Here is a 20,358-nt window from a genome sequence, read left to right as displayed (position 1 = left end):
GCACAAATAGGACGTTAACAAGGGTGGTACCGCGATGATAACCTCGTCCCTTTTTGGGGGCGGGGTTTTTTGTTGTTTTCATTTATTGGTTTTCATCAAAGTTTGAATAGGAGGATTTTATTATGCAAGAGAAATTACAAGCATTGCAGCAGGAAGCCTTGGAAAAAGTGCAGGTTGCTGTTGATCTTAAAGGCTTGAATGATGTTCGTGTTGCGTATCTTGGGAAAAAAGGGCCTATCACTGAGGTATTAAGAGGAATGGGCAGCCTTTCTGCGGAAGAGAGACCAAAAATCGGTGCACTTGCCAATGAAGTCAGAGGAGCCATTGCATCTGCCATTGAAGAAAAGCAACATGCATTAGAGGAAGAGGCTGTTAACCAAAAATTGGCAAAAGAGCAAATTGATGTCACTCTTCCAGGTGCACCTGTTAAGAAGGGAAACCATCATCCGTTAACAAAAATTACGGAACAATTGGAAGACCTTTTCCTTGGAATGGGCTACACAGTGGCTGAAGGTCCGGAAGTAGAGCAGGATTATTATAATTTTGAAGCATTGAATCTTCCTAAGAGCCATCCTGCCCGTGATATGCAGGATTCCTTCTACATTACAGAAGAAATTTTAATGCGTACACATACATCGCCTGTACAAGCTCGTACAATGGAAAAGCATGAAGGTAAGGGACCGGTTAAGATCATCTGTCCTGGTAAAGTATATCGTCGTGATAATGATGATGCTACTCACTCTCATCAATTCATGCAAATCGAAGGTCTTGTGGTAGATGAGAATATCACAATGGCTGACTTAAATGGAACGCTCGAAGTATTCGCGAAGAAATTCTTTGGTGAAGATCGTGAAATTCGTCTTCGTCCAAGCTTTTTCCCATTCACTGAGCCTTCAGTTGAAATGGATATCTCTTGTAAAATTTGCAGTGGAAAAGGCTGCTCAGTTTGTAAACAAACGGGCTGGATTGAAATCCTCGGCGGAGGTATGGTTCACCCGAATGTTTTGGAGATGGCCGGATTTGATTCCAAAAAATATACAGGTTTCGCATTTGGTATGGGTGTAGAGAGAATCGCCATGCTGAAATATGGCGTTGATGATATTCGTCATTTCTATACAAATGATGTACGTTTCGGAAATCAATTTCATCGTCACGAGTAAGAATTAGATAGGAGGAAAAGTGATGTTTGTATCATATAGATGGTTACAGGATTATGTTGATTTAGATGGAATCAATGCCAATGAGTTGGCAGAAAAAATTACACGCAGCGGGATTGAAGTAGAGGGTGTAGAATCTCCTGCTGAAGTGATTCAAAATGTGGTAATCGGACATGTACTTGAGAAAGTGCAACACCCTAATGCGGATAAATTAAGTGTATGTAAAGTGGATATCGGTGAAGAAGAACCTGTTCAAATCGTGTGCGGAGCACCAAATGTGGCAGCTGGACAAAAAGTTCCTGTCGCAAAAGTAGGGGCTGTTTTACCGGGTAACTTTAAAATTAAAAAGAGCAAGCTACGCGGCGAAGCATCCCACGGGATGATTTGTTCCTTGCAGGAGCTAGGGATTGAAGCTAAAGTAGTGGCAAAAGAATTCAGCACAGGTATTTTTGTATTCCCAGAAGATGTTGTTCCTGGTACGAATGCACTTGAACAATTAGGATTGGACGATCATATCCTTGAATTGGGTTTAACACCAAACCGTTCTGATTGCTTAAGCATGCTTGGTGTAGCTTATGAAGTAGCTGCTATTTTGGGTAAAGAAGTTAAATTACCTGAAGTAAATGTAAAAACAGGCTCTGAGAAAGCAGAAGACTATGTGACGGTGAAAGTAGATGCACCTGAACAAAATCCTCTTTATATTGCGAAAGTAATTAAAGATGTAAAAGTTGGTCCATCTCCATTATGGCTGCAAAGCCGATTAATGAAGAGCGGCATACGCCCACATAATAATGTGGTTGATATTACGAACTTTATTTTGCTTGAATATGGTCAGCCATTGCACGCGTTTGATTATGACCGTTTGCAATCTAAGGAAATCGTCGTTCGTATGGCTCAGGAAGGTGAAAAGCTAACAACACTAGATGAAGCAGAACGTACGTTAAGCCATGATCATCTGGTCATTACGAATGGAAAAGAAGCTATTGCTCTTGCAGGTGTGATGGGAGGAGCAAATTCTGAGGTTGTAGATGAAACAACAACTGTATTACTGGAAGCAGCTTATTTCGCAGGTGGTCCTGTACGCAAAGCTTCCAAAGACTTTGGCCTACGTTCAGAAGCAAGTGCTCGTTTTGAAAAAGGCGTGGATCCAAATCGCGTACGTGCAGCAGGAGAGCGTGCAGCTGAATTAATCGCAGAGCTTGCTGGCGGAACAGTGCTTGAAGGTGAAGCAGAATTTAATGATATGAAGATTGAAGAAGCTGTGATTAGCATCAGTCTTGGAAAAATTAATAAGGTACTGGGCACATCTTTATCTGTGGACGAAGTGAAGGATATTTTAACGCGCCTTCAATTTGAAATGAAAGTGGATGGAGAAGAATTTGTTATTACTGTACCAACACGTCGTGGAGACATTACGATTCCGGAAGATATTATTGAAGAAGTAGCAAGGCTTTACGGATACGATAATCTTCCAAAAACATTACCGGTTAGTGCTTCAAAACCAGGTGTATTAACTCCTTATCAAATGAAGCGCCGCGTTGTACGCCGTTATTTGGAAGAAGCCGGTTTAATGCAAAATGTTACGTACTCTTTAACATCTGCTGAAAAAGCAACTATGTATACATTGGAGCAACGTGAAAGTATTCGTTTGGCAATGCCAATGAGTGAAGAAAGAAGCACACTTCGCTTGAGCCTGATTCCTGGTTTGCTGGATGTTTTAAAACATAATGTAGCGCGTCAAAATGAAAATATGGCTGTTTATGAAACAGGTGCTGTTTTCCTTAAAACGTCTGAAGCAGAGCTTCCGGAAGAAAAAGAACATCTTGCAGGTGCAGTAACAGGTCTATGGAACATGAATTTATGGCAAGGAGAGAAGAAGAAAGTAGACTTCTATGTCGTAAAAGGAATCCTTGAAGGTTTATTCCGCAAGTTAGGTGTAGAGCAACGTATTGAATGGAAACAGGCGGTTATAGAAGGAATGCATCCAGGACGTACAGCTGAATTGCTTTTAGATGGAGAGTTACTTGGTTTCGTTGGTCAAATCCATCCGAAAGTTGAAAAAAAAGAAGACTTAAAAGAAACCTATGTATTTGAATTGTCTCTTTTAAAACTATTAACTGTAGAACAAGAACCAATTCAATATACCGCTATCCCAAGATTCCCATCTATAACACGTGATATTGCGTTAGTCGTAAATTCCGAAGCGGTAGCAGGGGAAATCAGTACGATCATCAAAGAAGCGGGCGGAAAACTATTAAAAGAAGTCCACTTATTCGACTTATACGAAGGAGAGAGAATGGAAGAAGGCAAAAAATCATTAGCATTCTCCCTAAAATACTTCGATCCAGAAAAAACACTAACAGACGAAGAAGTAACCAAAGCCCACAACAAAGTCCTCTCAGCAGTAGAAGAAAAAGCAGGAGCACAATTGAGAGGGTAACAAGAAAATCTGAGACGACTGTTCAGGCCCGAAAAGCATAAGAGAGAGTCACGTAGGGAGTGTTATTCTCCCGCAGTGACTATCCTTATGACTCGAGGGACTAGGAGTAGAAGCTAGATCTGACGAAAAGATGAAATGCTTTGGTCAAAAGCGAGGAGCATAAGACAGAGGCTCGGAGGGGACGGTTTCCCCCGCAGAGGTTATGCTTATATCCCGAGCTTTTAGCCACGGAAGCTGGATCACTTGAAAAAGCTGAAACGGCTCGCCCAGAAGCGAGGAGCATAAGACAGAGGCACGAAGGGGAGATTTCCCCCGTAGTGGCTATGCTTATGTCCCGAACTCCTAGGCCTAGAAGCTGGATCTGCCGAAAGGCTGAGACGACTGTACTAAGGAACAAAGACTAAAGGACGCCACATTGTGTGGCAACGTCTTTGTGACCTATTCTTATAGGCGTTTAGAGATGATAGTCAGCTCCCCCTAATTATGGAGTGATACATCCAATAAAAAAAGATTGCTGCAACAGCAATCTTTTTTTGTTTATGTAAATTTAGACGACCGAACCATTCAAATCGAGGTTTACAAAAAAAAGCCAATGGATCGCATTCTTTTTATTTTACAATGAGCCTTTCTCTAATTTGATTGAATTCCTCTTTAAATTTAGTGCTATATTGTTCGATTTTTTCACGTCGCTCTTTTGAACGCTTTTCTTTCATTTTTAGCTTTGCTTCGTGTTCTAATTCTTTCTGTACTCGACGGGCATGATCTAATTCATCCTGAATAGTACTCGCGCGGTATCTGACAATAACTGTATCATATGGATTGATTATTTTATTATAGGAGGATTCCTCTTCTTCTTGTATAACTGCTATCACTGCTATATCTCCTTCTTTCATTCTTGTAGAGACAGTATATAGCAAACCATCCTCAGCCTTAGCATCATTTAAATCTATTAAGGAACCAAAGCCCGCACCTATACCCATACCCAATAGAATGCCAATTGGGCCGCCGAGTAATCCGAGAACCCCTCCAATAAGTCCGCCTAACAGGGTATCATCACTTGTTTGACTGCCAGTATTGAAGCCGTCTTTTACAATAATTTCCCCATCAACTTTCTTTAGTAAAACTGCTTGTGAGAGGACAAAATCTTTTTCGAGTACATGACTTCTTTTTAGCTCAGATAAAGCCTGGTAGGCTTCACTCTCAACCTTAAAAAAACTTACCACCACATTCTCCATTACTGTTTTACCTCTTTCCTATAAAAATTCGCTTTCTTATTCCCCTTAAGCAAGGCAGTAAACTGGTAAGTTTTACTTTGTTTTTAATCGAGTTTACTAAATGGTTGAGGATTAGCCGATTTATGAGTTGAATCGGCCGGAATCAGGTGGAGATCGGCTGGATTCCAACCAAGATTGGCTGGATTATGGATGAAGTTGGCTCAATTATTTGTAAGTTCGGCTCGATAGCCGTCTATTTGAAGTTAGATATCATAAAGCAGGGTTGTGTAGATTAATTTTTCAGCTAAAAAGGATCCATGATATGAAATTACCTATATGCAGGGTGGTTTTTATCTCTCTATAAGGCGATTAGCCGATTTATGAGTTGAATCGGCCGGAATCAGGTGGAGATCGGCTGGATTTCAACCAAGATTGGCTGGATTATGGTTGAAGTTGGCTCGATTATTTGTAAGATCAGTTCAAGCTGTCTATCCGATGTTAGTTTTTAGAAAAAACAGCCTATCCAGGACCTGGAAAAATCGTTTCTAATCAATTTCAGCATAAAAAAACTCGGTCCTAAAGCAATCATGCTTCTGGCCGAGTCTTTGGTTATAGTCCGATTCGTTTTACGAGTTTTCGTGCCTTTTCTGTATTAGCAAAATGGAGTTTAGCGAAGGCGTTTAATTGGCTTTCTCCTTTTTTAGCCATAAAGACAGCAGCAGTTTCATCGACTTTTGAGCTGGCTCCTTTTGGGATGGTCATTCCTGCCTGCTCGCTAAGAAGATCCATATGCTTTAAGAAAGCATAGCGGGCAATGACGGATGCGGCCGCAACAGCTGTGGATATACCTTCCGCTTTTGTACTGAAATATAAAGGCACTTCACGTTTTCCGTTCGTATTGGTATGTCGAAAATAAATATCGGGTTCACAAAATTGGTCAATGAGAATACCGTCTGGTTTTGTTCCTTCTAATTTGGTTAGTAAGTGGGTGATGGCTTGCTCGTGGAGCATGGCCTTCATTTTTCCCTGGCTCATCCCTTTTTGCTGCAGGCTATTATACTTCTCATTTTTTAGCACAAGCAGACTGTATGGGATCATCCCTGTAATTTTTTTACCGAGGATTAATATTTGTGGATCGCGTATTGTTTTGGAATCACGTATTCCCATGTTTTCAAGTTCCCGAATGTGTTCCTTGCTAACATAGGCAGCTGCAACTGTTATCGGACCGAAGTAATCGCCAGTTCCCGCTTCATCCGTTCCAATAATACTTAACTCATTGATTGTATGGGGAGGCCGATAGATATGGTCGGATACACTTCTTTTTTTAACTGGTGAATTTTTTTTAGTAGCACTGACTGTTCCATTACTCCATTTGCTTACTTCTGAATCAGAAACAGCTCCTTGGAATAAAACCTTACCTGATTGATAGCCAGTTATCGTCATTCCATTCCGTTTAGCTGAGAAAACCGCTCCGGGTGGTGTTTTGGGTACTAGAGAATCAATATAATGGGCCTTCATTTTTAAGAGAGTTTCTTTTGATACAACAATAACAGTATTCGCCATTTTTCTACTCCTCTTTAGCTAAAATTCCGTCCTTTCAAATAAAAGGACGGAACTTTATGTATATGATATTTTTATGAATGATAGTAGTTTTTATCAAGTAATACCAAGAATTTGGTTTTCATGTTATGATAGTAGACAGGATTTTTATGTTTATGATTGGAGGCAATCACCTTGTCTGATAAAAACAGGGTAAACGTTGAGATATATGGACAACAATACACCATTGTAGGGGATGAATCAACTTTTCATTTACGACAAGTTGCCCACTCGGTGGATGATAAAATGCGCGAAATCGGTCAAAAAAACCCGAACTTGGATACGACAAAATTGGCTGTATTAACTGCGGTTAATGCCATGCATGAATATTATAAGTTATTAGAGAAAATTGAAGGATTAGAATTAGAATTAAAACAACAGAAGAAATGAGGATATTATGGTTACACTATTGATATTAATAGCTTTGACCATGGGTTTTTTTATTGGCTTAAGAAGGGGACTGATTTTACAGCTCGTTCACTTGTTAAGTTTTATTATTGCCTTGGTAGTAGCTAAATTATTTTATAAAGATCTTGGTCCGAAGCTTGAAATGTGGGTCCCATTTCCATCATCTGCAGATTCTGATTCGACCCTTAACATGCTGTTCAATATAGGTGATTTAGACTCAGCCTTCTATAATGCAATTGCGTTTTTCATCTTATTTATAGCTGTTAAAATCGTCTTGCAAATAATAGGATCCATGCTGGACTTTCTTGCACATTTGCCTCTTTTACGACAATTTAATCAATTGGCGGGCGGGGCTTTAGGTTTTGTAGAAACCTATTTAGGTGCGTTTATTATTCTATTTATTCTTGCTATGCTGCCTATTGAATCCTTGCAAAATATGATTCAAAACTCTTCTTTAGCGAAAACAATTATTATGGACACTCCATTCTTATCTGATTGGGTAACAAAGTTGTGGTTCCATCCATTTTCATGACTTCCTCTTCCAACAGGGAAGTCATTCTTTTTAGTATCTGAATTTAGCTTGTATATAATGAGGGGTATAGGTATCTTTTAAAATGAATAAACGGGTAGGTGCCAGATATGAGCGTAAATAAAAAAGATGTCATAAAATTATTGGAAACAGTAGCCATATATATGGAATTAAAGGGAGAAAACCAATTTAAAGTATCTGCTTTCCGGAAAGCGGCACAGGCGCTGGAAGTGGATGAGCGAAGTTTGACTGAGATAGATGATTTTACAAAATTGAGCGGTATTGGCAAAGGAACAGCAGCTGTCATTACAGAATATATCGAAACAGGCTCCTCAGAGGTACTCAAAGAGCTGCAAGAGGAAGTGCCGAAAGGGTTAATTCCTCTTCTACGTCTGCAAGGCCTTGGTGGAAAGAAGATTGCCAAGCTTTATAAAGAACTAAATATAACAAATGCTGAAGAACTTCAAAAAGCTTGTGAGGAAGGGAAGGTCAGTAAACTGGCCGGCTTTGGTAAGAAGTCTGAAGAAAATATATTAGAAGCCATTAAAACAATGGGGACCAAACCAGATCGTCTGCCTTTGGCTGTTATGCTTCCGATTGTGGAAGATATCGAAATGAAACTGCAGGCAATGGAAGATATTATTCGCTTTTCGAGAGCCGGCAGTGTAAGGCGTGGACGCGAGACGATAAAAGATCTGGACTTCATTATAGCGACGGACAATCCATCAAGTGTGAAGGAGCAGATCCTTTCCCTTACAAATATTGACCATATTGTTGCAGCAGGTGATACTAAGGTGTCTCTTGCTTTAGCATATGATTATGAAATTGCAGTCGATTTCAGAATGGTAAAGCCAGCTGAGTTTGCAACAGCATTGCACTATTTTACCGGTTCTAAAGACCACAATGTACGTTTACGACAATTAGCGAAAGAACGCGGTGAAAAGGTAAGCGAATATGGCGTTGAGAATTTAGAAACTGGGGAAGTAAAAACATTTGATAGTGAAGAAGAATTATTCGGCCATTTTGGCTTGCCTTATATTCCTCCGCAAATTAGACAAGATGGAACTGAAATTGAAAAGTTTCATGCTGATTATGATTTGATTTCTCTGGAGGATATAAAAGGTGATCTTCATATGCATACGACCTGGAGTGACGGCTCCCATACATTAAGGGAAATGGTGGAGGCTTGTCGTGCCAAAGGATACCGCTATATGGCAATTACCGATCATTCTCAATATTTAAAAGTGGCAAACGGGTTGACACCTGAGAGAGTTCTGAAACAAAAAGAAGAAATCAGGAAATTGAATGAGGAATATGATGACATCATGATCTTATCTGGGATTGAAATGGACATACTTCCAGACGGAACCTTAGATTTTGATGATGAGATCCTGGAACAATTGGATATTGTGATTGCTTCTATTCATTCCTCTTTCTCACAGCCGCAGGAAGTAATTATGGAACGCTTGAAAACAGCATTAAGAAATAAACACGTAGATATTATCGCACATCCAACAGGCAGAGTTATTGGGCGCAGAGACGGTTATGCAGTGGATATGGATTTACTCATTCAACTGGCTAAAGAAACCAATACAGCGCTTGAGTTAAATGCAAATCCCAATCGTCTTGATTTAGCAGCGGAGAATGTTAAAAAAGCTCAGGATGCCGGTGTGAAGATCATTATTAATACAGATGCACACAGCATTGATATGCTGGAGAATATAGATGTGGGTGTAGCGAATGCCCAGCGTGGTTGGTTAAAGAAAGAAACCGTATTAAACACTCAATCGGAGGATGACTTTTTAAGATTCCTCGGTAGAGACTAACAGAAAAAGGTAAGGAGGATCTTTCTCCATGCAAGATAAAGTATTTAAAACACTCGAGTTTACAAAGATCATTGCTCAATTACAAAAGCATGCATCTTCCAGCTTGGGAAAGAATTTAAGTGAACAATTAACGCCGAACACCGATTTAGAAGAGGTGAGGCGTTCTCAATTTGAAACAGACCAGGCAGCGACGTTGTACCGCTTAAAGGGCAATGTACCGCTTGGGGGAATATTTGATATTCGTTCTCATATTAAACGTGCGCGTATAGGCGGGGTCCTTAGTCCAGTAGAATTAATGGAAACCTCCAGTACACTTCGAGCAGGTCGAAATTTACGCAGATTTTTGGAAGATATGCAGGAAGCGGAGATTGAACTTTCTATTCTCTATGAATATAAAGACCAATTAGTAAGTCTAAATGATTTAGAAAAAGATATAAATATGGCAATTGGCGACAATGGAGAGGTTCTGGACTCAGCCAGTGATACGCTGAGACATTTACGTCAGCAATTGCGTACAAATGAAGCCAGAGTTAGAGAAAAGCTGGAAAGTATGATTCGTTCCAGTAATGCTGCTAAGATGTTATCAGATACGATTGTAACGATTCGAAATGATCGGTTTGTTATTCCTGTCAAACAGGAGTACAGAAGTCATTACGGCGGGATTATTCATGATCAATCTGCGTCAGGACAAACGCTGTTTATTGAGCCGCAGTCCATTGTCCAATTAAATAATACGTTGCAGGACATTCGTGTGAAAGAAAGCAGAGAGGTTGAACGTATCCTAACCATGCTATCAAATGTGGTGGGAGAGCATGCGGAGGACATCTTACTGAATGTCTCGATTCTGGCTAAGCTTGATTTTGCATTTGCGAAGGCGAAATATGCCAAAGCCATTCATGCATCCATGCCGATTATGAACAATCAGGGAATCATTAAGCTTAAAAAGGCAAGACATCCACTTATTCCAAGAGAAGAAGTAGTTGCTAACGATATCATCCTTGGAGAGACTTATGGGACTATGGTGATCACTGGGCCAAATACAGGTGGTAAAACGGTCACGTTAAAAACGGTCGGTCTTTGTACATTGATGGCAATGGCAGGTTTACATGTACCAGCTATGGACGGTTCTGAATTAGCTGTTTTCAAATCCGTATATGCTGATATCGGAGATGAACAGTCTATTGAGCAGAGCTTGAGTACATTTTCCTCTCATATGGTAAATATTGTTGAAATCCTTGAGACCTTGGATTATGAATCGCTCGTATTATTTGATGAGCTTGGTGCTGGAACGGACCCTCAAGAAGGGGCAGCACTTGCTATATCTATTCTGGATGAAGCCCATACACGTGGAGCAAAAGTCATTGCTACTACTCATTATCCTGAATTAAAAGCCTATGGATATAATAAAGAAGGTGTCAGAAATGCGAGTGTGGAATTTGATGTTGAAACGCTTAGTCCAACATATCGTCTTTTGATTGGAGTACCAGGGCGAAGCAATGCTTTTGAGATTTCTACGAAGTTAGGATTAAACGATCGGATTATTCGCAATGCTCGCGGAATGGTCGGAGCAGAGTCCAATAAGGTTGAAAACATGATTGCATCATTAGAAACCTCCCGTAAAGAAGCCGAAAAGGACTGGCAGGAAGCGGAAGAATACTTGAAGGATGCAGAACGTTTGCATACAGATTTGCAAAAACAATTAATGGAGTATCAGGATAAAAAAGACGCTCTGATTGAAAAAGCTAAACAGGAAGCAAGGCAACTGATAGAAAAAGCGCAAAAAGAAGCGGAGGAAGTCATCCGGGATTTGCGACAACTCCGAATTGAAAAAAGCGCTGAAGTAAAAGAACATGAATTAATTGATGCTAAGAGAAGACTGAATGAAGCTAAACCGGAAGAATCCAAAAAGGTCAGAAAACAAGTAACTTCAACGGAGAGGGTACTGAAACCTGGTGACGAAGTTAAAGTGCTCACATGGGGACAAATCGGTCAATTACTTGAAAAAGTATCTGATCATGAATGGAATGTTCAAGTGGGTATTATGAAAATGAAAGTAAATGAAAAGGATCTCGAATTTAAAAAGAGTCCGAAGCCAGTTGAGACGAAGACCATTACTAAGATTAAAGGGAAAGACTTTCACGTAAATCTGGAGCTTGATCTCCGCGGTGAGCGATACGAAAATGCTTTATCAAGGGTAGAAAAATATATTGATGATGCCCTGCTTGCCGGTTATCCGCGTGTATCCATTATTCATGGAAAAGGAACAGGTGCTCTGAGGCAGGGAGTCAGAGACTATTTAAAAAATCACCGTTCCGTCAAATCGATGAGATTTGGGGAAGCATCTGAAGGCGGAATTGGAGTAACAATTGTAGAACTGAAATAAGAGAGAAGTATGTGGGAGGAAACCATGGAAACACTGGGGAAGATTTTGTTGGTGGTATCTGCTTTATTTATCCTTGTCGGGATCATATACATGGCTTTCTACGCATGAAAAGAGCTTAAACAGTTGGGAAACCCACTGTTTAAGCTCTTTTTTTATACAATAGGCAAAAAGGCATCAGCAAGCATATAGAAGATGTATGTCCTAATTGCATGAGTTTCATTAGTTTAGGCGAAAAGTACCAGAAAAATGAAATTAAGTTGACAGAATATTAGTAAAATATTGTCACGTAAAAATCATTATACTATAATTAACTAGGAGATTTAGCTTTTTAAGGGAGGTTTTTACATTGTCGGAAGGAAAACCATGGTTTAAGCATTATCCAGAAGAAATCCCGAAAAGCATCGAGTATGGACATAATTTAATACAGGATTATTTAAAACAGTCTGCTCGCAAATATCCAACGAAGAAAGCTATTCACTTTATGGGAACGTCGATTACGTACAAGAAATTGTATGAGTATGCCCTGCAATTTGCCCATTATTTGAAAACATTAGGTATTGAAAAGGGCGACCGGATAGCCATCATGCTGCCCAATACACCCCAGTCGGTCATTAGTTATTATGGAGCATTAATTGCGGGTGCTGTAGTGGTTCAAACGAATCCTTTGTATATGGAAAGAGAAATTGAATACCAAATGCAGGATTCTGGTGCTAAGGTCATAGTGACATTGGATATTTTATTTCCGCGCGTCATGAGTGTCATGAAAAATACAGAATTGCAACATATCATCATAGCTCCCATTAGAGATTTTTTACCATTTCCGAAGAATTTATTTTATCCGTATGTACAAAAGAAACAATATAGTATGGTCGTCAAGGTTGAGCATAAAGGCAATCATCACCTCATGTCAGAAATTCTGAAAACATCCCCTAAAACGGAAATAGAATATGAAGGCAATCCGGAACAAGACCTTGCTCTGCTTCAATATACAGGGGGAACAACAGGTTTTCCTAAAGGAGTCATGCTGACACACGATAATCTTGTAGCCAATACAAAAATGTGCGATGCCTGGCTTTATAAATATAAAGAAGGAGAAGAAAAAGTCCTCGGTATATTACCTTTTTTTCATGTTTATGGGATGACTACCGTTCTCATTCTTTCAATTATGAAAGGTCATGAAATGATTATATTGCCGAAATTTGATGTGGTTACGACTTTGAAGACCATCCAGAAACAAAAGCCGACCTTATTTCCAGGTGCTCCAACCATGTATATCGGTTTGTTGAATCACCCGGATATTTCAAACTATGATTTATCATCTATTGATGCCTGTATAAGCGGTTCAGCAGCACTTCCAGTAGATGTCCAGGAGAAATTTGAAAAGCTCACTGGTGGAAAATTGGTGGAGGGATATGGATTAACAGAAACGTCACCGGTTACTCATGCAAACCTATTATGGGGTAATAAGCGTGTGAAGGGAAGTATAGGTTTGCCGTGGCCAAGTACAGATGCAGCTATTCTTTCTGCTGAAACTTTAGAGCCGTTGCCACCGGGAGAGGTCGGTGAATTGGCGATCAAGGGTCCACAAGTCATGAAAGGATATTGGAAACGCCCTGAAGAAACAGAAAGCTCTTTCTATAACGGCTGGTTATTAACTGGAGACATGGGTTATATGGATGAAGAAGGATACTTTTATATCGTAGATCGTAAGAAGGACATCATTATTGCAGGTGGTTTTAATATATATCCACGTGAGATTGAGGAAGTCTTGTATGAGCATGAAGCGATTCAGGAAGTCGTAGTAGCCGGAGTGCCTGACCCGTATCGCGGAGAAACAGTCAAAGCATACATCGTGCTGAAGGAAAATGCTAAAGCTTCCGAGCAAGAACTGAATGAGTACTGTCGTAAGCATTTGGCTTCCTTTAAGGTACCTCGTGTTTATGAATTCCGTAATGAACTGCCAAAAACAGCAATTGGTAAGATTCTGCGGCGTGTTTTGGTTGAGGAAGAAAAACAAAACCAACAAAAAATCGATAAAAGAGAAGCTTAATTAGATCATACGTACTTTTCTTATCATCAAGTGGATAAGAAGTGATTTCACTTGACTTTATAATTTTCCCACTCTAATATAAAAATATGAATGATTATTCATTCATTTTAGAGGAGGAAGAAAGAAATGAAAAAAGACCGCCCAAAATACAAACAGATCATTGATGCAGCCGTTATTGTCATAGCTGAAAACGGCTACCATCAAGCACAAGTCTCCAAGATAGCAAAGCAGGCGGGTGTAGCAGACGGTACGATTTACTTGTATTTCAAGAATAAAGAAGATATTTTGATTTCCATGTTTCAAGATAAATTGGGGATTTTCATATCCAGTATTGAAGAAGAGATGTCACGGGTATCCAGTGCAAAAGAAAAAATGTTGGTGCTTGTACGCAAGCATTTTGAGATTCTTTCTGAGGATAAGCACTTGGCTATCGTCACGCAGCTGGAGTTACGGCAATCCAATAAAGAAATAAGGTACAAAATTAACGATGTTCTAAAGGGATATTTAAAGCTTGTTGATTCAATTCTGATTACTGGTATTGAACAAGGTGAATTTAAGAATGATCTAGATGTTCGTCTGGCGCGCCATATGGTATTCGGTACTTTAGACGAAATTGTTACGACTTGGATAATGAATGAACAAAAATATAATCTAAACGAGCAAGCTGAACCAGTTCATCAATTAATAATCAATGGGTTGGGTGCTTAAATGAGATAGACCATGTCATATAAAGGGGTAATATCACATGAATACACTACATGTTTACGAGGAGAATCAGGTGGCCTATGTTTCAATAAACAGGCCGCCTGCTAATGCACTAGCTTCTGAACTTCTCCATGATTTATCTGCTATGTTTGATTCAATAGAGCAAAAGGATGATGTTCGGGTAGTTGTTCTTTATGGGAAAGGAAAATTTTTCTCAGCAGGTGCTGATATTAAAGAATTTACAACAGTTACAACTGAAGGAGATTTTTCTACGTTATCTAAAAGAGGCCAAGAATTATTCGAACGAATTGAACGGTTTAAGAAGCCTGTTATAGCTGCGATTCATGGGGCTGCATTAGGTGGCGGGCTGGAGCTCGCCATGTCCTGTCATCTGAGATACGTAACTGAGTCAGCTAAGCTAGGCTTACCAGAGTTGCAATTAGGCCTTATTCCTGGCTTTGCAGGAACTCAAAGGCTCACTCGTTATGTGGGAACTGCCAAAGCTGCTGAGATGATGTTTACATCTGAACCAATCTCCGGTGTGGAGGCCGTTGCTGCAGGACTTGCAAATCATTCCTTTAAGGATGAAGAGCTAATGGAAGCTGTTAAAGAGATTGCCGGTAAAATGGCAAGAAAAAGCCCAATTGCCCTTGAAAAAGCGATTCATCTGATTAACTATGCCAAACATGAACAGTATTACAAAGGGGTAGATGAGGAAGCGGTTCAATTCGGTAAAATATTTGTGACTGAAGATGCTAAAGAGGGGATTCAGGCATTTTTAGAAAAACGTTTACCGGTATTTAAAGGAAAATAAGCATCCGATAGCGAATCTTTTTGGAGTAACATCTTTTCTTCGAAGTGAAAACTTTGGAGAGTAGGAGTTTTATATATTATATTTTCTTAATCTTCAAAATTAATACGAACAATAGGAGGGCCTTACATGAATATCTATGTTTTGCTAAAAAGGACATTTGATACAGAGGAGAAAATATCATTATCGAATGGCCGTATTCAAGAAGACGGTGCTGAATTTATCATTAATCCATACGACGAGTATGCAGTGGAAGAAGCCATCCAGGTCCGCGATGCACAAGGCGGTGAAGTGACTGTCTTGACTGTTGGCGGTGAAGATGCTGAGAAGGAACTGAGAACTGCACTTGCGATGGGAGCTGATAAGGCAGTTCTTATAAATGTCGAAGATGATGTGGAAGATGGAGATCAATATACAACTTCGAAAATATTGGCTGAATATTTGCAAGAACAAGAGGTTGATTTGATTATTGGAGGAAATGTTGCAATTGATGGGGGTTCCGGTCAGGTTGGACCGCGTGTAGCCGGCTTGCTTGATATTCCTTATGTAACAACAGTAACTAAACTTGAAATTGACGGTGAAAATGTAACCGTTACCAGAGATGTTGAGGGTGATTCTGAAATTATTGAAACCTCCCTACCTTTATTAATCACAGCTCAACAAGGATTAAATGAGCCGCGCTATCCATCCTTACCGGGCATTATGAAAGCGAAGAAAAAGCCGCTTGAAGAATTGGAATTAGATGATCTTGACCTTGATGAAGATGATGTTGAGGCTAAAACAAAGAGTATCGAGATTTATTTGCCGCCTAAGAAAGAGGCAGGTAAAGTCCTACAAGGAGAAATTCCTGAACAAGTGAAGGAACTGGTTACCCTTCTCCGTACGGAAGCAAAAGTCATTTAACTAAGATTAAAAGGGATCTTTCATTTCATTGATGAAAGTGACAGATAGCAACGAACACAAAGGGAAAAATAACGGGAGGTAAAATTATGTCTAGAAAGATTTTAGTTTTAGGTGAAACAAGAGACTCTTCTCTTCGTAATGTGTCCTTTGAAGCAATTGCGGCAGCTAAGACAGTTGCTGAGGGTGGAGAGGTTGTAGGCGTTGTATTCGGAGGAGAATCTGTTGCAGAGATCGGCAAAGAATTAATTCATTATGGAGCGGATCGTGTAATTGTTGTTGAGAATGAGCAGCTTAAACAATATTCATCAGACGGCTATACTCAGGGCTTATTAGCTATTATCGAACAGGAATCTCCTGAGGGAATTATATTTGGACATACATCGTTAGGGAAAGACCTGGCGCCACGTATCGCCGGTAAATTAAGTTCAGGTCTTATTTCAGATGCAATTGCTGTAGAAGAAGCAGGTGGTAATATTGTATTTACACGTCCAATCTACTCCGGAAAAGCATTTGAAAAGAGAATCGTAACAGATGGATTAGTATTTGCAACGATTCGTCCGAATAATATTGACCCGCTCGAGCATGATCCATCCCGTACTGGTGATGTCTCATCTTTATCTGTAGATATTAAGGATTTGCGTACTGTTATTAAGGAAGTATTACGAAAAGCAACTGAGGGAGTAGACTTGTCTGAAGCGAAAGTTATCATTGCAGGCGGCCGTGGAGTGAAAAGTGAAGAGGGATTTGAACCGCTTAAAGAATTGGCAAATGTTCTTGGTGGTGCAGTTGGAGCCTCACGCGGAGCTTGTGATGCTGATTACTGTGATTATTCCCTGCAAATTGGCCAAACAGGTAAGGTTGTAACACCAGATCTTTATATTGCATGTGGTATCTCGGGTGCTATTCAGCATTTAGCAGGAATGTCCAATTCCAAAGTGATTGTCGCTATTAATAAAGATCCAGAGGCCAATATATTTAAAGTGGCTGATTACGGCATTGTTGGGGATTTGTTTGAAGTAGTTCCTTTATTAACAGAAGAGGTCAAAAATCTTCTGGTAAAATCTTAATCATCAAGTCGGCAAAAACAGGGTGGCCTATGTGCCGCCCTATTTTTCCGATTAATGATCAAATGGGCTGCCGATAATAGGTAGAAATTAAGGATAATTAAGCAGGACAGTAGCATCCTAAATAGAACAGTGGTATACTCACTTATAGTTTACTTAAAGTAAGTACTAGGAGGTAACAAACATGGCAATTTCTCATGTAACAGATCAAACATTCGTAACGGAAACAAGCGAAGGCTTGGTTTTAGCTGATTTTTGGGCACCTTGGTGTGGACCTTGTAAAATGATCGCACCTGTATTAGAAGAAATTGATGCTGAATTAGATGGCAAAATCAAGATCGTTAAACTAGATGTTGACGAAAATCAAGAAACTGCTGTTAAATTTGGTGTTATGAGTATTCCTACGCTTATCCTGTTTAAAGATGGAGAAGTGGTAGATAAAGTGATCGGATTCCAACCAAAAGAAGCACTTGTTAATTTGATTACCAAGCATTCTTAAGGTTTAATGTAAAAAGACTTCGGACGACCGGAGTCTTTTTTCTTATGGAAAGTATTATTACCTCCTTTAATTGTAAAATCCGTTTATAATAATAGAAACTTAAACTTTTGTAGAGGGGGGACCCTTTTGAACCAACACATAAAAGATAAGCTTAGCTTGTTACCTGATCAGCCTGGTTGTTATTTAATGAAGGACCGACAAAATGTCGTTATCTATGTCGGAAAAGCTAAAGTATTAAAAAATAGGGTTCGTTCCTATTTTACTGGTTCTCATGATGGGAAAACACAACGTCTTGTTTCGGAAATTGAAGACTTTGAATATATAGTTACATCTTCTAATATGGAAGCATTGATATTAGAAATGAATCTCATAAAAAAATATGACCCCAAATACAATATCATGCTTAAGGATGATAAAAGCTTTCCGTTCATTAAGTTAACCTCGGAAAGGCATCCCAGATTGATTATCACTAGAAATGTGAAAAAAGATAAGGGGAAATATTTTGGTCCATATCCAAATGTATACGCAGCGAATGAAACTAAAAAGCTATTGGATAGGCTGTATCCACTGAGGAAGTGTACGACATTACCTGCTAAAGCATGCTTGTATTATCATATTGGCCAATGTCTGGCGCCTTGCGAAAAAGTGGTCAGAGAAGATGAATATAAACAGATTACAGATGAAATTACGAGCTTTTTAAATGGCGGTTTTAAGGACATTAAGAAAGATTTGCAAGCTAATATGTATAAGGCATCTGAAGAATTAGATTTTGAACGTGCTAAAGAATTAAGGGACCAAATTGCTCATATTGAAGCAACGATGGAAAAGCAAAAAATTGTTTTCAGTGATTTAACAGATCGAGACATATTTGGGTATGCGGTCGATAAAGGATGGATGTGTGTCCAAGTCTTTTTCGTCCGCCAAGGAAAATTGATTGAGAGAGATGTATCGTTATTTCCTATTTATGATAATCCTTCTGATGAGTTGCTTACTTTTTTAGGACAATTTTACTCAAAAGCTAATCATTTTAAACCAAGGGAAGTACTCCTGACTGATGATGTTGATCTAGAATTGGCAGAAGGATTACTTGATGTAAAAGTGGCCCAGCCAAAGCGTGGAGCGAAAAAGGATTTAGTGAAGCTTGCCGTTAAAAATGCAAAAATCGCTCTGCAGGAGAAGTTTTCTTTAATTGAAAGAGATGAAGAACGTACCATTAAGGCCATTGAAAACCTAGGGGAAATCATGGGAATCCATACACCGCATCGAATTGAGGCCTTTGATAATTCAAATATTCAGGGTGTTGATCCTGTTTCCGCAATGGTTGTATTTATTGATGGGAAACCTGAACGCAAGGAATATCGAAAATATAAAATTAAGACGGTCATTGGTCCAAATGATTATGACTCTATGCGAGAAGTCGTCAGAAGAAGGTATGCCCGAGTACTCCGGGAGAATCTTCCTTTTCCTGATTTGATTATTGTCGATGGAGGCAAGGGCCATATTGAAGCAGTTCGTGAAGTGATTGAGGATGAGTATGGAATGGAAATTCCGGTCGCAGGCTTGGCAAAGGATGATAAACATAAGACATCTGTATTGCTATACGGAAATCCTTTAGAATTTGTTCCGCTCAGCAGGTCGAGCCAGGAATTTTATCTTTTGCAGCGAATCCAAGACGAAGTACACCGTTTTGCAATTACCTTCCATCGCCAGATCAGGGGGAAATCCAGTTTCCAATCTTTACTCGATGGGGTACCTGGTATTGGTGAGAAGAGGAAAAAACAATTGCTTAAGCATTTTGGATCCATTAAAAAGATGAAGGAAGCCACATTTGAGGAAATTACTCAGCTTGGAATTCCTGCAGCGAGTGCACAAGCCTTATTGGAAAAACTAAATGATGAACAAAAAAATAGTTAAAAATAGAATTGTAACACGTTTGGATTTTGCAAACGGAACTGCCCCTAAATGGTTAGCGAGATTTAGGGGTGTTTTTATGGAGAATTTTAACACGAAAGATAATATAGTTATTTACCACCTTCATCCTGAAGGGAAATAGAGGTTAAACGATAAAATAGTAGGGGAACCCCTGCAAGAGTTCCCCTTTTACTTAGCATACATGATTAACTGGCATAGGTACTTTGATGAAATAAAGCCTAGTTTAGATCATATCTTTATTATCGCTTTTCACGGTGAAGTAAACTAATTTCGCTCGTTTCTTCTGTTCCTCATAGCTTTCGGAGACCACTCTTCTTTGATACTCTGTTTGATAGGCAAGAAAGCCTGCTTCTAATTGAAAATTGGTGTTTTCGTTAATTGAAAATCTACGTTGGATTAATTCACCAGAAAGCTCCCACTTTAATTCATCTTTTGTTTCCTTTACAAGTTGGAGATCTCCCCATCCGGCGTTATGAAAAAATGTGATAATTTCTTCTGGACTTGATAATGGAAATCTACGTCCAAGTTGCTTGCCAGCCCAATATAGAATTTGAGGGCCTTCTTTTCCTAGTAAATCCTCCAAAAGAAACTCTCTTATTATCTCATACCCGAATGCAGGTATTAACGGCTCATTGTCGGTGACAGGTGTCATTTCCTCTGACTCTAACTTATCTTCTTTTGCCATGCTTCCCCCTCTTTCCATACATTATTATAGCTATATATAGGGGAGTGGATGCAAGGATAAATATACATTTTCTACTAAGTATTTGATAGGTAATATATAGAAATAGAAAAAAATCCAAATTTTTCAATTTATCAGGAGAAAAAGGAAATCTCT

The 20,358-nt window shown here is 39.4% G+C and carries 16 protein-coding genes; 13 read left to right on the top strand and 3 right to left on the bottom strand.

Features of this window, described 5'->3' with window-relative positions:
* Positions 1-122 precede the first annotated feature (122 nt).
* Entirely contained in the window at positions 123-1,160 is a 1,038-nt protein-coding gene (gene pheS / locus AC58NB_RS05385) for a phenylalanine--tRNA ligase subunit alpha (protein WP_497425797.1), read from the top strand.
* Between the two features lie 22 nt (positions 1,161-1,182).
* Positions 1,183-3,597, top strand: coding sequence for a phenylalanine--tRNA ligase subunit beta (pheT, locus tag AC58NB_RS05380; protein WP_497425796.1), 2,415 nt, complete (start codon positions 1,183-1,185; stop codon positions 3,595-3,597).
* Between the two features lie 608 nt (positions 3,598-4,205).
* On the opposite strand, the gene AC58NB_RS05375 is transcribed toward pheT, so the two are convergent.
* The gene (locus AC58NB_RS05375; protein ID WP_497425795.1) at positions 4,206-4,832 is read right to left on the bottom strand and encodes a hypothetical protein; all 627 of its coding nucleotides are present in this window, start codon (positions 4,830-4,832) and stop codon (positions 4,206-4,208) included.
* Between the two features lie 588 nt (positions 4,833-5,420).
* Positions 5,421-6,374, bottom strand: coding sequence for a ribonuclease HIII (gene rnhC / locus AC58NB_RS05370; RefSeq protein WP_497425794.1), 954 nt, complete (start codon positions 6,372-6,374; stop codon positions 5,421-5,423).
* A 171-nt stretch (positions 6,375-6,545) separates the two neighbouring features.
* Here rnhC and zapA point away from each other — a divergent pair, with 171 nt between their 5' ends.
* The 11 genes from zapA (at position 6,546) to uvrC (ending at position 19,502) form a co-directional block, all read left to right on the top strand.
* Complete coding sequence (zapA, locus tag AC58NB_RS05365) at positions 6,546-6,800, top strand: cell division protein ZapA (protein ID WP_497425793.1); 255 nt, start codon at positions 6,546-6,548, stop codon at positions 6,798-6,800.
* Between the two features lie 7 nt (positions 6,801-6,807).
* On the top strand, positions 6,808-7,350 hold the full coding sequence (locus AC58NB_RS05360; RefSeq protein WP_497425792.1) for a CvpA family protein: 543 nt from the start codon (positions 6,808-6,810) through the stop codon (positions 7,348-7,350).
* Positions 7,351-7,457: 107 nt separating this feature from the next.
* Positions 7,458-9,173, top strand: coding sequence for a DNA polymerase/3'-5' exonuclease PolX (gene polX / locus AC58NB_RS05355; protein WP_497425791.1), 1,716 nt, complete (start codon positions 7,458-7,460; stop codon positions 9,171-9,173).
* Positions 9,174-9,201: 28 nt separating this feature from the next.
* On the top strand, positions 9,202-11,556 hold the full coding sequence (locus AC58NB_RS05350) for an endonuclease MutS2 (RefSeq protein WP_497425790.1): 2,355 nt from the start codon (positions 9,202-9,204) through the stop codon (positions 11,554-11,556).
* A gap of 346 nt (positions 11,557-11,902) precedes the next feature.
* Positions 11,903-13,606, top strand: a complete 1,704-nt coding sequence (locus AC58NB_RS05345; RefSeq protein ID WP_497425789.1) for a long-chain-fatty-acid--CoA ligase — start codon at positions 11,903-11,905, stop codon at positions 13,604-13,606.
* A gap of 126 nt (positions 13,607-13,732) precedes the next feature.
* A complete protein-coding gene (fadR, locus tag AC58NB_RS05340; RefSeq protein ID WP_497425788.1) occupies positions 13,733-14,314 on the top strand; it encodes a fatty acid metabolism transcriptional regulator FadR in 582 nt (193 codons plus the stop codon).
* A 37-nt stretch (positions 14,315-14,351) separates the two neighbouring features.
* Positions 14,352-15,125, top strand: a complete 774-nt coding sequence (locus AC58NB_RS05335; RefSeq protein WP_497425787.1) for an enoyl-CoA hydratase — start codon at positions 14,352-14,354, stop codon at positions 15,123-15,125.
* A 126-nt stretch (positions 15,126-15,251) separates the two neighbouring features.
* A complete protein-coding gene (locus tag AC58NB_RS05330) occupies positions 15,252-16,025 on the top strand; it encodes an electron transfer flavoprotein subunit beta/FixA family protein (RefSeq protein WP_497425786.1) in 774 nt (257 codons plus the stop codon).
* An 86-nt stretch (positions 16,026-16,111) separates the two neighbouring features.
* Complete coding sequence (locus AC58NB_RS05325) at positions 16,112-17,092, top strand: electron transfer flavoprotein subunit alpha/FixB family protein (RefSeq protein ID WP_497425785.1); 981 nt, start codon at positions 16,112-16,114, stop codon at positions 17,090-17,092.
* A 181-nt stretch (positions 17,093-17,273) separates the two neighbouring features.
* Positions 17,274-17,588 (top strand): thioredoxin, encoded by a 315-nt coding sequence (gene trxA, locus AC58NB_RS05320; RefSeq protein WP_497425784.1) that lies wholly within the window; start codon positions 17,274-17,276, stop codon positions 17,586-17,588.
* A gap of 126 nt (positions 17,589-17,714) precedes the next feature.
* Complete coding sequence (gene uvrC / locus AC58NB_RS05315; RefSeq protein ID WP_497425783.1) at positions 17,715-19,502, top strand: excinuclease ABC subunit UvrC; 1,788 nt, start codon at positions 17,715-17,717, stop codon at positions 19,500-19,502.
* A 241-nt stretch (positions 19,503-19,743) separates the two neighbouring features.
* Here uvrC and AC58NB_RS05310 read toward each other — a convergent pair whose 3' ends face one another.
* Complete coding sequence (locus tag AC58NB_RS05310) at positions 19,744-20,205, bottom strand: YslB family protein (protein WP_497425782.1); 462 nt, start codon at positions 20,203-20,205, stop codon at positions 19,744-19,746.
* Positions 20,206-20,358 lie beyond the last annotated feature (153 nt).

This window comes from Pradoshia sp. TA40_28 (assembly GCF_059694525.1).
This window is presented reverse-complemented; position numbering and strand designations above follow the sequence as displayed.